12 protein-coding genes and 1 pseudogene are annotated in these 12,326 nt (G+C 50.6%); 5 read left to right on the top strand and 8 right to left on the bottom strand.

Annotated elements, in window-relative coordinates; genetic code table 11:
- The first annotated feature begins 156 nt into the window (after positions 1 to 156).
- Complete coding sequence (locus IPN95_22540) at positions 157 to 1,545, top strand: T9SS type A sorting domain-containing protein (protein MBK9452145.1); 1,389 nt, start codon at positions 157 to 159, stop codon at positions 1,543 to 1,545.
- A gap of 5 nt (positions 1,546 to 1,550) precedes the next feature.
- Here the strand turns inward: IPN95_22540 and IPN95_22535 are convergent, their stop codons facing one another.
- Together IPN95_22535 and IPN95_22530 are read right to left on the bottom strand one after the other, a co-directional pair.
- Complete coding sequence (locus IPN95_22535) at positions 1,551 to 2,312, bottom strand: SDR family oxidoreductase (GenBank protein MBK9452144.1); 762 nt, start codon at positions 2,310 to 2,312, stop codon at positions 1,551 to 1,553.
- Positions 2,313 to 2,368: 56 nt separating this feature from the next.
- Positions 2,369 to 3,169, bottom strand: coding sequence for a DUF2797 domain-containing protein (locus tag IPN95_22530; protein ID MBK9452143.1), 801 nt, complete (start codon positions 3,167 to 3,169; stop codon positions 2,369 to 2,371).
- Positions 3,170 to 3,315: 146 nt separating this feature from the next.
- Between IPN95_22530 and IPN95_22525 the strand changes: the two genes are divergently transcribed.
- Together IPN95_22525 and IPN95_22520 are read left to right on the top strand one after the other, a co-directional pair.
- On the top strand, positions 3,316 to 3,546 hold the full coding sequence (locus IPN95_22525) for a hypothetical protein (GenBank protein ID MBK9452142.1): 231 nt from the start codon (positions 3,316 to 3,318) through the stop codon (positions 3,544 to 3,546).
- A 29-nt stretch (positions 3,547 to 3,575) separates the two neighbouring features.
- Positions 3,576 to 3,845 carry a type II toxin-antitoxin system RelE/ParE family toxin gene (locus tag IPN95_22520; GenBank protein MBK9452141.1) on the top strand — a complete coding sequence of 90 codons (270 nt, stop codon included), beginning with the start codon at positions 3,576 to 3,578 and terminating at the stop codon, positions 3,843 to 3,845.
- Positions 3,846 to 3,872: 27 nt separating this feature from the next.
- Here IPN95_22520 and IPN95_22515 read toward each other — a convergent pair whose 3' ends face one another.
- The 4 genes from IPN95_22515 to IPN95_22500 all read right to left on the bottom strand — a co-directional run bounded on the left by IPN95_22515 (position 3,873) and on the right by IPN95_22500 (position 8,169).
- The gene (locus IPN95_22515) at positions 3,873 to 5,774 is read right to left on the bottom strand and encodes a C10 family peptidase (protein ID MBK9452140.1); all 1,902 of its coding nucleotides are present in this window, start codon (positions 5,772 to 5,774) and stop codon (positions 3,873 to 3,875) included.
- A complete protein-coding gene (locus IPN95_22510; protein ID MBK9452139.1) occupies positions 5,729 to 6,442 on the bottom strand; it encodes a Spi family protease inhibitor in 714 nt (237 codons plus the stop codon). The genes IPN95_22515 and IPN95_22510 overlap by 46 nt, the downstream gene beginning before the upstream one ends.
- 205 nt (positions 6,443 to 6,647) lie before the next feature.
- The gene (locus IPN95_22505; protein ID MBK9452138.1) at positions 6,648 to 7,343 is read right to left on the bottom strand and encodes a hypothetical protein; all 696 of its coding nucleotides are present in this window, start codon (positions 7,341 to 7,343) and stop codon (positions 6,648 to 6,650) included.
- On the bottom strand, positions 7,336 to 8,169 hold the full coding sequence (locus IPN95_22500) for a hypothetical protein (protein MBK9452137.1): 834 nt from the start codon (positions 8,167 to 8,169) through the stop codon (positions 7,336 to 7,338). The genes IPN95_22505 and IPN95_22500 overlap by 8 nt, the downstream gene beginning before the upstream one ends.
- A 323-nt stretch (positions 8,170 to 8,492) precedes the next feature.
- Here IPN95_22500 and IPN95_22495 point away from each other — a divergent pair.
- Positions 8,493 to 10,105 (top strand): annotated as a pseudogene (locus IPN95_22495) (ABC-F family ATP-binding cassette domain-containing protein).
- Positions 10,106 to 10,336: 231 nt separating this feature from the next.
- Positions 10,337 to 11,095: a hypothetical protein gene (locus IPN95_22490; protein ID MBK9452136.1), complete on the top strand. Its 759-nt coding sequence runs from the start codon at positions 10,337 to 10,339 to the stop codon at positions 11,093 to 11,095.
- Between the two features lie 32 nt (positions 11,096 to 11,127).
- Here the strand turns inward: IPN95_22490 and IPN95_22485 are convergent, their stop codons facing one another.
- On the bottom strand, positions 11,128 to 11,715 hold the full coding sequence (locus IPN95_22485; GenBank protein ID MBK9452135.1) for a hypothetical protein: 588 nt from the start codon (positions 11,713 to 11,715) through the stop codon (positions 11,128 to 11,130).
- A gap of 120 nt (positions 11,716 to 11,835) precedes the next feature.
- Positions 11,836 to 12,321, bottom strand: a complete 486-nt coding sequence (locus IPN95_22480) for a hypothetical protein (GenBank protein ID MBK9452134.1) — start codon at positions 12,319 to 12,321, stop codon at positions 11,836 to 11,838.
- Positions 12,322 to 12,326 lie beyond the last annotated feature (5 nt).

The raw sequence follows: 12,326 nt of genomic DNA, 5'->3' as shown, positions 1-12,326 counted from the left end.
GGCTTTGAATAGATTTGATACATGCGAACAATAATTATCTTCACATGCTGCTTGCTTGTTTCATGTGCTGTTTATTCCCAAAACTGGCGTTTGTTTCATCCCTCCAGGGAGGCCTACTATGGCAGTGAGCTCTATTTGGGAACAACAGTATTCACAATGGATTATGCCCTCAGAATCGATTCGTTTGAAGTTTCCGGGAATGATACCGTTTGGTTCCCTAGCCGTGTGCACGCGCCGGATGTCACTTGGAACGATTCCTGCTGGATTTTTCAACCGATTCCGGGCGCCTTTGGTGAAAGCATTCGGCAAAAGCCCAATGGTGATTACGACATCTTGTATCCACATGGAGACACGGCACATTGGAAAATGAATGCGACTGCTCCTTGGCGCCTGCTGAACAACACCACGGGCGGCATCCCTGCAAGAATCGATGCCATCCCATTGGGGAAATCTTTGGGAACCACGCCTTTGGGAACGGTCGACAGCCTATACACGTTGGAGCTCAGGTATTACTACACCAATGGTGCCTTGTGCTGCTCGACACTGTGCCAAATCAGCAAAACCGAGGGCTTGACAAGTATTCCCTTTGTTCCTGAAAGCTATCCCTTTCAAGGAGTGGTGGACTATACCTGGGACACTACCGTGAATCTGGTGAGCATCTCCAATCCGGCGATCGGCCTTCAAAATATCCCTCGGGGGCGCTTCTTTTCCATGCAGGTTGGAGATACCCTACAAATCGAGGAATACTTCTACGACGACGGGGCTGAGACACAATTCTGGACGTGGCGTCAAGATATCTACCTCGACAGGTGGCAATCTACGCTTGGGGACACCATTTTCTTCCATATCGACCGATCCGAATTTTTCCAGACATGGGGGCTGCCAACACCTCCACCGAACCGAAGGCTGCTCTATGACACCATCCCCATCAACAGCACGCTGTACCAACGCCTGGACCGTGACCTTGGCGAAGTCTGGCCCGCTGACGAAGACGCATCGTCCTGGTCTTATCAGTGGCGAAAAGACACCACTTTTCCAGACCGCCTGATGAAGCCATTGCATGTGCAGGAACCATTTGATTCCCTGCGCAATTGCCACTACAAAGTTTTGGTAGGAGGAAGCTTTTATGACGAGTGGCGGAAGTTTTACATGGATGGCCTTGGTGGGCCTTACTATTCAGAATATGACCAAGGGTGGTACCAAGCTTACCGCAAACCGATTTACTGTCACGTAGGAGCTGTGGTGGAAGGGACGCCCATTGACTTCCTGGCAGCCACTGCTATCGAACAAGCGGTAGCAGACCCCGTTTGGCAAATATTTCCCAACCCTGCCCAATCGGAAATCCATCTGGACCTGCGCGCATGGACAGACTTGGGCCAATTGGAAGTCAAGGTTTTAGCGTTGAATGGGCAGGTGATGCAACATGCCTCGGTAGAAGCAGGCATGATCAACCGACTGTCGGTTGCAGAATTGCCCAGGGGAATCTACTTTCTGCAGTTCGAGACGGCCAACGGCACGCAGGTAAAAAAAGTGGTCGTGCAATAGCCTGTTTACAAGTTGATTCCGCCGCTGACCTCGATGCGTTGGCCGTTGATCCAGCGGGCATCGTCTGAGCAGAGGAAGGCAACCACGCCGCCGATGTCGTCGGCATTTCCGACGCGGCCCAAGGCGGTATTGCCAGCCAAGTAGCCCTTCATCTGCGGATTGTTGCGAATCGCGGCTTCGTTGAAGTCCGTCTCGATCGGGCCGGGTGCGACGACATTGGCCGTGATGCCACGGCTGCCGAGTTCCTTGGCGAAGCTTTTGGTCAAGGTTTCCAGTCCGCCTTTCATCGCTGAATACACCGAGTAACCCGGAATCGCAAACCGCGTCGTGCCCGAAGAAATCGTGATGATGCGTCCGCCGTCGTTCATCATGCCGACCGACTTTTGCGTGAGGAAATACACGCCTTTGAAGTGCACGTTCATGAACCGGTCAAACATCTCTTCGGTCACTTGCGCGAAGGGAACCGTCGCGCCCATGCCGCCATTGTGGATCAGAAAGTCGAATTTGCCAGTGCCGAAGGCATTGTTGAGCACGGAGGATAATTCCTCCAGAAACAGGTCAAACGAGGCCAAATCGCCGACGTCAAGGCGCAATGCAGCAGCTTTGCGGCCCATGGCTTGCAATTCGGCGACGACTTTGTCGGCCTCTTCCTGTTGGCTGAAGTAGGTGATGACCACATCAAAACCTTTGCGCCCGAGCGCCAAAGCCATGTCTTTTCCGAGGCCGCGGCTGCCGCCTGTTACCAATCCGATTTTTGTCGTACTCATAAGCTTTCTGACCGCTTGGGGCCGCAATTGTTTTGGGTGAAGGGATGAATTTTGTGTTAAAGCACTTCGAAGTCAACAAAATACCCACTGAACCGCCGGATGTTGAGGACTTGGCCATCGGCCAGCATCAGGTATTGCCCGCGCAAACCGTTGACTTCGCCTTCGATGATGGGCGTTTTGTCAAAATTCAGGCTGTTGACCTTTGCCGGATATTGCCGCACGGGGTAAATGAACTCCATGATCTCGTCATTCTCCGAATAGTATTGGCCCAGTTCCTCGGGGAGTTCATTGAGCAGGCTTTCCTTCTCGGCAAGCAAATCGGTGGAAGTGTCCATCTCGTTTTTGAGCATGCGCTGCCAATTGGTTTTGTCGGTCACGTAGTCTTTGAGGAAGACCTCGATTTCACCGGCAAGGCGGCGGTAAGGCGTTTCAGCGAGGCGAATGACCTTCCAGGCGCCTTGGTCGATCCAGCGGTCGGGCACGTTGGCGACGCGGGTCACGCCCACCTTCACGCCGCTCGTGAGCGCGAGGTACACGATATGCGGCTGCACGTGCTTGTCCAGTTCCCACTGCGGATCGCGGCCCTTGCCAAGATGCCCTTCGCAGAGTTCCGGACGGATCACACATTCCGCATTCGAAGGCGCAGAAATAAAACACGGATAGCAATAACCCTCTCCGAATGCCTTTTTGGTCACCTTCCCGCAATTGACGCAGTTGATCACGCCATTGAAGCTCAGCCGAATGCGTTGCCCCAAAAGGTCGTTGATCCGGACGGTTTGGTCGCCAAATTCCAGATCGTACACGACCGGATTTTCAAAATGAACATGCATCTTCCCGAGATTGCCGCTGTATTTCATGCGGGCAATTTACGGGTTTTCTTTGTTTGGGAACTAAGACGGCTACTTGCGCCAGACCCAATTATGGGCTATTTTCGTATCTGGTGGATGGAGATGGCAGTATTCGCATTTTTAGAAATTGTTTGTTTGACTGATTTGGAAAGACAATGACGGAACTTCAAGAGAAATTGATTCGACGTATCTCCAAAACGGAGAATGAGGAAACGTTGTTGGAAATACAGATGATTTTGGATTTGGAAGAGCCAGGAACCGTAGAAATCCTATCTGAAGAACAGATTCGAGAGATTGAACTTTCGAAAGAAGAGATTCGAAAGGGTGATTTCATTACAAACGAAGAGGCAGATCGCGAAATCAAAGAATGGCTGAAAAACCTGTAGTTTGGTCCCGACGAGCACAAAAGTCTCGAATGGAAATACTCAAATATTGGGTCGAACGCAATGGAACATCCACGTATTCCGAAAAGTTGATTACAATGTTTGACAAGGTGGTCTCGGAAATAGCACGTGAGCCAAGCAGGGGTAATGCTACAAATTTCGGGAACGTGAGACGGAGGATGGTCAAAACCTACGCAGTTTATTATGAAGAGCTTGAAAAGAGCATTGAAATTCTTCTCGTCTGGGACCAACGAAGGAATCCATCGCAATTGAATGAAATATTGGGTGCGTTCAGGAAGTGATGATCGGGAGCCGTTGAATTTACCAACCTACTCCATCACCAACCTCAAATTCTGCACTTTTCCTTTGATCCGCACTTGCACCAAATACATCCCGGCAGCCCATCCTTCGGTGCTGATATAGGCCATTCCTGCATTAGAAAGCACATCCTCCCGTAGCACACGCCCATCTAGATCAAAGATTCGCAACAGTACTTTGGATTCTGACCTCCCAAACTGAACCTGAAAAGCATCACCCGCAGCCACCGGATTTGGACTTAGCAAACAAGAAAAGTTTTCCTGATCCCTCGCGAATTCCACAACATTGGAAAATTGCCCTTCGCCGTCAGATGAAAGCGCGACGATCTGATAGCGGCCGGATTGAAGCCCTTCATTGGGTTGCCATTCTAGCTGATTCCCATCAAGTTCGGCTTCTGAATGCCATTCACCATTTTCCTCGCGAAGCACATTGAAAGCGTTTGCCTGCGTCGGCTGCTCCCAAGTCCAGCGCAAATACGCTTCCTTCTCGCTTTCATCGACCGACAATACAAAATCCGCTGTCGGCAAGACCGTCGAAGGCTGCACATAGACATTGAAGTCTTCGATGTCGCCCACATTGGTGATCGCGCAAGGCCCCGAGGTCGGACCTCCGGAAAAAGTCTTGACGTACACGCGCATCCTTGTCTGCCCGAGCAAGGCGGTAGACGGCACGCTGAGCGTCGTGGTTTTGGTTCCTCCGAAACTCGGGTACCAGCTCCCGCTAGGAGCGACGATGGCCTCTCCAGTGTCAAAAAAGTCGCCATCTTGATTCCAATCCACCCAAACCGCAGGCGCAACACTGCCACTGAAACTCACTCGCAAAACATAGCTGCTGTCTCTCCGGAAAATGGTGCTGTCTGTTGCCAAAACATAACCCTCCCCAATTCCCGACGTGCGGTTCAGTGTCTTGACCTGCACATTGATGGCCCCGACGGCAGCAGGGACACCCAACACAGGCACGCACCAAAACGCCGAAGTTCCGTCTTGATTGATCGTGACCGTGCGGGTGAGGCTCCCGCGCGAGAACACGACCGTACCTGTGCGCAAACCCGCACCCGGATTGCTCGCAATCGTGATGCCGACGCTGCCATTTCCGACGCCTGCACCCGGCGCGTAGCTGATCCAAACATCCGCGAATGTCACCACCCAATTGCTGTCACAATTGACGGTAATGGTACGCGAACCACCTGCGGCTCCTTCGACGATCGGACTCGGTGTCGCAGATAGCCTCGGCGTGATCCCTGCCTGCCGCACCCAAACGGTGTCGCGCAACAATCCGCGCTGAAAGGCCACATAACCCAAACGTGGTGCATAGCCTGGATTCGCAGTCGCCGTCAAAATGGGCTTGAAATAACCCTCGGTCCCTGAATAAATCGAGCTTGTGATCCACGCTGCCGAAGCAGCCGCAGTCCAGTTGCTGTCTCCAGCGACTTCGATGGAGGCGGTGCCGCCATTCTCCCCGAAAATTGCCGAATCACCCTCCACTTCAAACGGCCCGACAGGCTTTAATCCGACAATGCAACTCACCGTCGAAAAGGTCAAACTCCCCGGATTGAGGCTGTTTTGGGCGTAATAGCCATTGTAGGTCCCTCCCCAACCCCAATTCATGTGGTAGAGGTCGGGACTTGTTTGGTAGCCATCGCAAACCCAAATATGCGCGCCGCCATTGTAAGGAACGACACGCCCTGCATCGAGCTCGGTGCGGAGGACGACGTCCCATTGGGCATCGGTATGTGTAAGTTTGCCGCGGCCTTGGGTGCTGAGGCTGTACCGAAAATACTCCTTGAATGAATTGTTGAGTTCGCTGAAAAAGCAGGTGCTTTCCGTGGTTCCATAGTTCATGTCCAGCGAAATCCCGGCGTGGTGCATCAATTGCGCGACGGCTGGATTGGCGGACGAAACATTGTTGGGCATGGAGCCAAAAGGTAGGTGGAAACACCAAAATTGGCCGATTGCAGCGAATAGGAAGGGGGCGCCATCGCGGTGGCGCCGCAGCCCGTCCATACGCGTCCACAACTACCGCCACCGTCAGCCGGGCAATTGGCGTTGTAATTGCAGCCTTGGTTCCAAGTGGTGGTGAGCAAGGGAGATACGATGACAACCGGCAATAACGGTTTGGGTGCGTGCAAGGGTGTGCTTTCTTCGGCGCAGGCCGTGAGCCATTCTTGCGGAGAATGCCATTTTGCCCATTCTTGCTTGATTTTTTCGGTTGCGGGGATTTGATTGCGGACAATGTGGTGGATTTGGCGGGACCATTCCTCCATTTGCCATTCGAAGGCAGGAACATGGATTTTGGGATCGAATGCACCTTCGCGGCAAATTCCAAGGACGGGTCGCGCGCGGTCGTCGGCACTGAGCAGGACAAATCCGCCTTCGCTAAAATTCACTGCGTAGATGACGGGCAGCCCTTGCCATTTCTGGACAATCACGCCAGATATTTCAGCGGCATCGGGTGCAAATTCATCGCCTGCAGAGAAGACATTGCGCGCGATTTGTTGAGCTGCTTGTCGCGAGACAGGCGCAGCCAAAGACGATCCGACCGACAAGCAGGCAAGGAGGAAAACAACTATGTACCGACGCATTTTTCTGCGAATTGAAAGCTCAAGATAGGAAAAAACCCTTTTCCATCAAACGCCGTTCGCCGATTCATTCTTGCCGATGGACGAAGTAGCATGACTTTAAAGCCAGCAATTTACATCTTTGTAGGCACGACAATTCATTCAAGAATCGGCATTGATATTGGGAGCGTGATTATGGATGGGGAAAGCACCGTTCGCAGGAAAATTGTCAAAAATTCTCCAACTCATCTTCAAGTCCAAATCGATGTTGGAGGCAATTGTAGAGATCGCGGTTGGTTTCGGAAAGACACTGGGCGTCCGACGGATATTTTTCAATTAACGCCCGATAGAGTTCCAAATCTTTCCAGGTGCGTCCTACAAAAGTCTTGATATTGTAGAGCATCGCTTGGTCGTTGGTGGTGATGGCTTTGCGAAGCGATTCATAGAAGATTTTTTCCAATCGGTTGCGCTTGCCGCGCTGCTTCAGCTCCCATTCGACGCGTAAGGCGATGATGGAGTCCTGAATCAAGAATTTTGATTGGGCCTCCGGCACCAAGGCGAGAAGGCCTGGAAGGCCTCGCGCTGCTGCTGCCCGCAGCACTGTCGACACCTGATGCTTCGGAATTTTTGCCTCCTTCAGCAATTTTCGGACGGTTGGCTTCGATGCACCCCAGGCAGCGATGACAAGATGGATGTTTGCAATCTCTTGGGCGAGTTCGCTGTTGGGAGATGTTGCCCAAGCTTGCTGGATGCGGTTGGAAATCTTGAATATTTCTTTTCGATCCTTTGGGTCGGCATGTTCGACAAGTTTTGCAAGGAACTTCAGTTGGTTTTCCGTTGAAAATCGATGGTATAGCCCCAACTTCATCTGTGAGCATCCCCAAATTTCCCGCCATTCTTGGTCGGTTGTTGCGAAATCAGCCATTTGCGATCGTTACGACAGTGGCAATCATTGAATTCAGGCAATCCATCATTGGCGCCAAATTTAAGGGCGAGTTCGAAATCTCCCTTTTCACAAGCTGCTCTACTGCGGAATTACGAAGGCTCGCTTCGTCATGAGCTTCGGTCGTCATTGCAAAAAGTGCCCATGCCAGAATCTGTTTGTTGTGCAAAAGCAATGTGCGAAAGAGTCTATTTGTAAGTTGACCCCTTGAATGGCCAACGACGAGCGGAGGCAATTTCAAAGCCAATGCCTCAGCCTCTTGGTCATAACCCAGTTCGACAGCAAGACGCACAGCATCCATCCCGGCATCCCTTCCCGTTTGCAAGCTTGGCAACAGTTTCTTCAGGTGCCTTCGGAGCAATTCTTCCTCCTGTGTTCGTCCGAGCTTGCGAAAAACTTTTGCGAGTTCAAGGATATCCAGCTCCGGTGCATGCCAAAGCGGTATCTCCTCCACATTTGCGATCTCGGCCTCTAACTTCTTCAAGCTTCGCAACGCCCATTCTTCTGCGACATCGTTTTCCTCCCACCAAAGGGCCGAAATTGCAATCAAGAGCGCCGCTTGCGCCTCCTTGTCCTGCAGGAGGGTTTTTCCGAAAATCGCGATCGCCAAATGATGGGCGCCCACCCTCGCCAATTCCGTAGGATTGTAGATCCAATCATGTTCAATGGAAAGAGGTCTTTCTAGATGGATCGGAACCGGGGTATCCCAGTCGTTTCCATCTCCTTGCATGAGATGTGCTGCGAATTGGATTCTCGCCAGCATTCTTTTGACGGATTCGGTTTCAAGTTCAGTAAGTGGTTTCGGCATGGCAACAGGAATTGACTTCTAAGATAAGGAAGATTGTGGTTTTTCCGTTTGCAAGGGAGGAATTCAGGGAGATGAATGCTTTTGTCTAGGAACATTTTGGCAAGCTGCCCGCCGCTCGACTCAAGCCAGCCTATCAAAGTGCGCTCAAGAGCATTCGCAACAACCCATTCCAGTTTCTTCATTGTCCATTAGCTGCGCAGTTCTCCATTCGCTTCGCTGAACTTCCATTCTCCATTCAAATTTCCCCCGCGATTTTCCTATCTTTGCAGCCCGAATACGAAAAGGCGTATTCTGTTGATGTTCATCTTCATTCGTTAAAAGGCATGATCACAGTTTCCAATCTCGCGCTTCAGTATGGCAAACGCGTCCTCTTTGACGAGGCCAACCTCAAATTTGTAGAAGGCAATTGCTATGGCGTGATCGGTGCCAATGGCGCGGGCAAGTCCACCTTGATCAAGATCATTGCCGGCCAAATCGACCTACACGTGGCAATATCGCCATCGACAAGGGCAAACGAATGGCCATCCTCAAGCAAAACCACTTCGAATACGAAGAGGAGGAGGTCCTGAACACCGTGATCATGGGCCACGCGGAAATGTACCGCATCATGCGTGAAAAGGAAGCCATCTACATGGATCCCGATGCCACTGAGGAAGACATGATGCGCGCCACCGACATGGAAAATAAGTTCGGGGAAATGGGCGGATGGACGGCAGAAAACGACGCTGCCGAACTCCTCAGCAACATGGGCATCCGCGAAAACAGCCACCACAAGCTCGTCAAGGAACTCAGCGGACCCGAAAAAGTGAAGGTTTTGTTGGCGCAGGCGCTCTTCGGCAATCCCGACATGCTCCTCCTCGACGAACCGACCAACGACTTGGATGCCAAGACGATTGCTTGGCTTGCCGACTTCCTCGCCGACTTTAAGAACCTCGTGATCGTCGTTTCCCACGACCGTTATTTCCTCGACATGGTCTGTACCCACGTCGTGGACATTGACTACGGGCAGATTCGTATTTTTACCGGCAACTATACCTTCTGGTACGAATCCAGCCAATTGATCAAGCGGCAGCTGGCGGACAAAAACAAGAAAATGGAGGCCCGCAAGGCCGAATTGCAGGAATTTGTGCGCCGCTTCAGCGCCAATGCTTCAAAGAGCAAGCAAGCCACGAGCCGCAAGAAAGCACTGGAAAAGCTGGACTTCGAGGAAATGCGCGCAAGTACCCGGAAGTATCCTTACATCGGCTTCAAGGCTGAGCGTGAACCGGGTGGCCAAATCGTGACCGTCGAAAACCTCAGCAAGAAAAACGACAAAGGAGAATACTTCTTCAAGGATGTGAGCTTCACCGTCGGCAAGGGCGACAAAATCGGCCTCGTTTGCGACAAAAGCGCCAACATGACCGCATTCTTTGAGGTCATGAGCGGCAAAGTCGAGCCCGATTCCGGCACGATCAAATGGGGACAGACCATCACCATGGACTACCTCCCCAACGAAAACCACGAATACTTCGAAGGCAAAAACGACCTCAACCTCGTCGATTGGCTCTGGCAATACACCCGCGACACCGACGAACAATTTATCCGTGGCTTTTTGGGCCGGATGCTGTTTTCAGGCGAAGAAGTCCTCAAAAAGGTGAGCGTACTCTCCGGCGGCGAAAAAGTCAGGTGTATGCTCAGCAAGGTGATGCTCAGCCACCCCAACTTCATCCTGCTCGATGAACCCACCAACCACCTCGACATGGAAGCCGTGATCGCGCTGAGCAACGGCATGACGGAATTCACCGGCAACATGATCTTCACCACGCATGACTTTCACATCATGAACAGCGTGAGCAATCGCATCATCGAGTTGCGTCTGGACGGCGGAATTGTCGACAAAATGGTACCGTTTGAGGAGTATGTGAAGGAGATTCGGGTAAGGGATATGGTGAAATAGCCTTGGCTATTTCTCTCGTCTCTCACACTCGGACTCACACTGATCTAGGAGGCGCTGGCCTCCGGCCAAACGCCGATCGACAGCCCGCCTCTGGCGGAATTTGACTTTGTAGCTTAAAAAGGATAGGTTAGGATTGCGTTCAGAGATTTCCAGATCGAATGCTGGGTAGATCTTCGATTTGCTAGGCAGCCATCTTCTTCATTTTTGCACTCAAACGGTTGAATTCGATTCATGAGTACGTACATCCGGCTTCTGTTGCCCATTTTGTTTGCAATTGCCGTCGTGGCATTTCTGGTAAACCGATATCAGCTTGCCCAAAAGACGAAAATGGACACTTTCGATGATGAGGAAGATGCTGAATTTGAACGACAGCAACCTGCAGGGGACAGGCAACAGCAGCATTCTGATTCGCTTTCCAAGGCAGAGCTTCTAGATTCACTGGAAAAGCTAGGTTATTTTTCATTCACCGCCCGCAAACACCTAACAGCCGTGAAGGAAGCCATTGCAGAAGGCTATGAATCCCAGCGGTTCTTGACCTCCGAATTGGATGAAGAAACGTTGATCGGACAATGCGGACGTTATTATTTCTGCGATACGGAATCCCTCTTTGAAATCGGAGGTCTCGAAGAATACCTCTTGCAAGTCAAGCCCATTTTTGACAAACTGGGAATTCCCTTGAAATGGTCCGACGAATATTGGAGCGACGACATCACCTTGCACACGATCGTTTTGAACGGCAAGCAATACGATGCCTTCCGCGGAAATCCCAACGACAACAAAATCTGGGCCATCGCACTCAAGAACTTCGCTGAAATGCTCAAGGATCAGTTGGCTTTGCATGGTTCGGATGAGAAAATCTACCTCATGGGTGGAGGAAACGATGCGACTTTTTATGTCCTGACGGATGCGCAGTTTGCGTTTGTTCGGGCGTATTTCACTTCAGATGAGGTGCCGAGGACGGTTGGGGAGTGGTGGAAGAGGGGCGGATAGGATGGCGGGGCTTCCGCAGCGCTATCGGAAATCTAGCGATTGGCTTTAGAACTGATAATTTCCAAGAACATTTCGAAAAGGCGGTCTTCTGCCATCTTGAGCGCTTTATCCAGCATGAGGTTAGGAAACTGCTTTTGAATCCCGGAACCATCGAGACTTCTTACGTTTGAAAACACCTGAAGCTTTGGAAGTGTTTGCTCAGCATGTGTCCTCCCAGGACTCTCGAATGTAAAAGGAAGACTACAAATCACATCGAATTTTTTGTCTTCCTCGGTAAGCCAATGGGTGAGTTCTAGTGCTAAGTAGGCTCCAGTGGGATCACCCAGTCCCGAAAGAAGTACGTAATGGCAGTCATCTTGGAACAGTCTCTTGATTTCATCAGTTAGCATAGACTGTTGATCCCAATTTGCCCTTTCGGTTTTTACTCCCTTGATATTCCAAAAGGTTGTGCCGGGAGGAGTAAACTCAAAATAGGCAATATCTGGAGCAAATGAATGTTGATCTCGGTATGTGATACAAGTAAATTTCGCATCAATGTTTTGGCGATGAAAGTGCATCAAAGTGCTGCATCCCATTCCCCCTATACCAAACACATGTATTCTATTTTCGCTGGATTTCATATGATTTTATTGTTTCAACTTTAGAGGTTTGATGAACATGGTACTATCAAGTTAGGCAGCTGCAGGTGTCATTGCCAAACTTTTACCAAATTCCCAAATGAGGACGCTTTTTTGCTGAAATCATGTTCCTTGACTATTAAAAAGAGTGAACTCCCCATGCCTGCTGAACTTGGAAATCAGAAATTCTTCAAGGGCGGGAGCCAGAAATCCAGTGTCATTCTTTTCGATTGGCAGGCTTGTAATCATTTCAATCCTGTATGCAACGCCATCTTTGCCTTCTTGGTCAAGATTTCCCTGTTTAATTCTCCAGTTGAAATGTGTGTCGATACGCCTTCCTAAATTGGAATTGTTGGAAGCTTTGCCAACATACAAGGCTAATTTGGATGGATCGTCAACCGAAGATGCAAAATAAAAATATACACCAGGTCCACCACATCTAGGGTAGTAGGCAGTGTCCCATGTCTTTCCATTTAAGTTAAGGAAATAGGCGTCATTTTCAAGCTGTTGCAGATCCAACGCCTCGATTTGGTACTCCTCCTTTAGTAGATTGTTGAATTCCGAGATGAACTCATTGATCTTCTCAACAACTATTGTGTATTTACGCATGTTAA

Source organism: Bacteroidota bacterium (genome assembly GCA_016718825.1).
Classification (GTDB): domain Bacteria; phylum Bacteroidota; class Bacteroidia; order J057; family JADKCL01; genus JADKCL01.
Note: the sequence above shows the minus strand (reverse complement) of the source record. Positions and strands in the feature narration are given on the sequence as shown.

Coding starts and splice junctions, on each gene's coding strand:
- IPN95_22540 (MBK9452145.1), top strand. CDS start 157: ATGGATTATGCCCTCAGAATCGATTCGTTTGAAGTTTCCGGGAATGAT.
- IPN95_22535 (MBK9452144.1), bottom strand. CDS start 2,312: ATGAGTACGACAAAAATCGGATTGGTAACAGGCGGCAGCCGCGGCCTC.
- IPN95_22530 (MBK9452143.1), bottom strand. CDS start 3,169: ATGAAATACAGCGGCAATCTCGGGAAGATGCATGTTCATTTTGAAAAT.
- IPN95_22525 (MBK9452142.1), top strand. CDS start 3,316: ATGACGGAACTTCAAGAGAAATTGATTCGACGTATCTCCAAAACGGAG.
- IPN95_22520 (MBK9452141.1), top strand. CDS start 3,576: ATGGAAATACTCAAATATTGGGTCGAACGCAATGGAACATCCACGTAT.
- IPN95_22515 (MBK9452140.1), bottom strand. CDS start 5,774: ATGCCCAACAATGTTTCGTCCGCCAATCCAGCCGTCGCGCAATTGATG.
- IPN95_22510 (MBK9452139.1), bottom strand. CDS start 6,442: ATGCGTCGGTACATAGTTGTTTTCCTCCTTGCCTGCTTGTCGGTCGGA.
- IPN95_22505 (MBK9452138.1), bottom strand. CDS start 7,343: ATGGCTGATTTCGCAACAACCGACCAAGAATGGCGGGAAATTTGGGGA.
- IPN95_22500 (MBK9452137.1), bottom strand. CDS start 8,169: ATGCCGAAACCACTTACTGAACTTGAAACCGAATCCGTCAAAAGAATG.
- IPN95_22490 (MBK9452136.1), top strand. CDS start 10,337: ATGAGTACGTACATCCGGCTTCTGTTGCCCATTTTGTTTGCAATTGCC.
- IPN95_22485 (MBK9452135.1), bottom strand. CDS start 11,715: ATGAAATCCAGCGAAAATAGAATACATGTGTTTGGTATAGGGGGAATG.
- IPN95_22480 (MBK9452134.1), bottom strand. CDS start 12,321: ATGCGTAAATACACAATAGTTGTTGAGAAGATCAATGAGTTCATCTCG.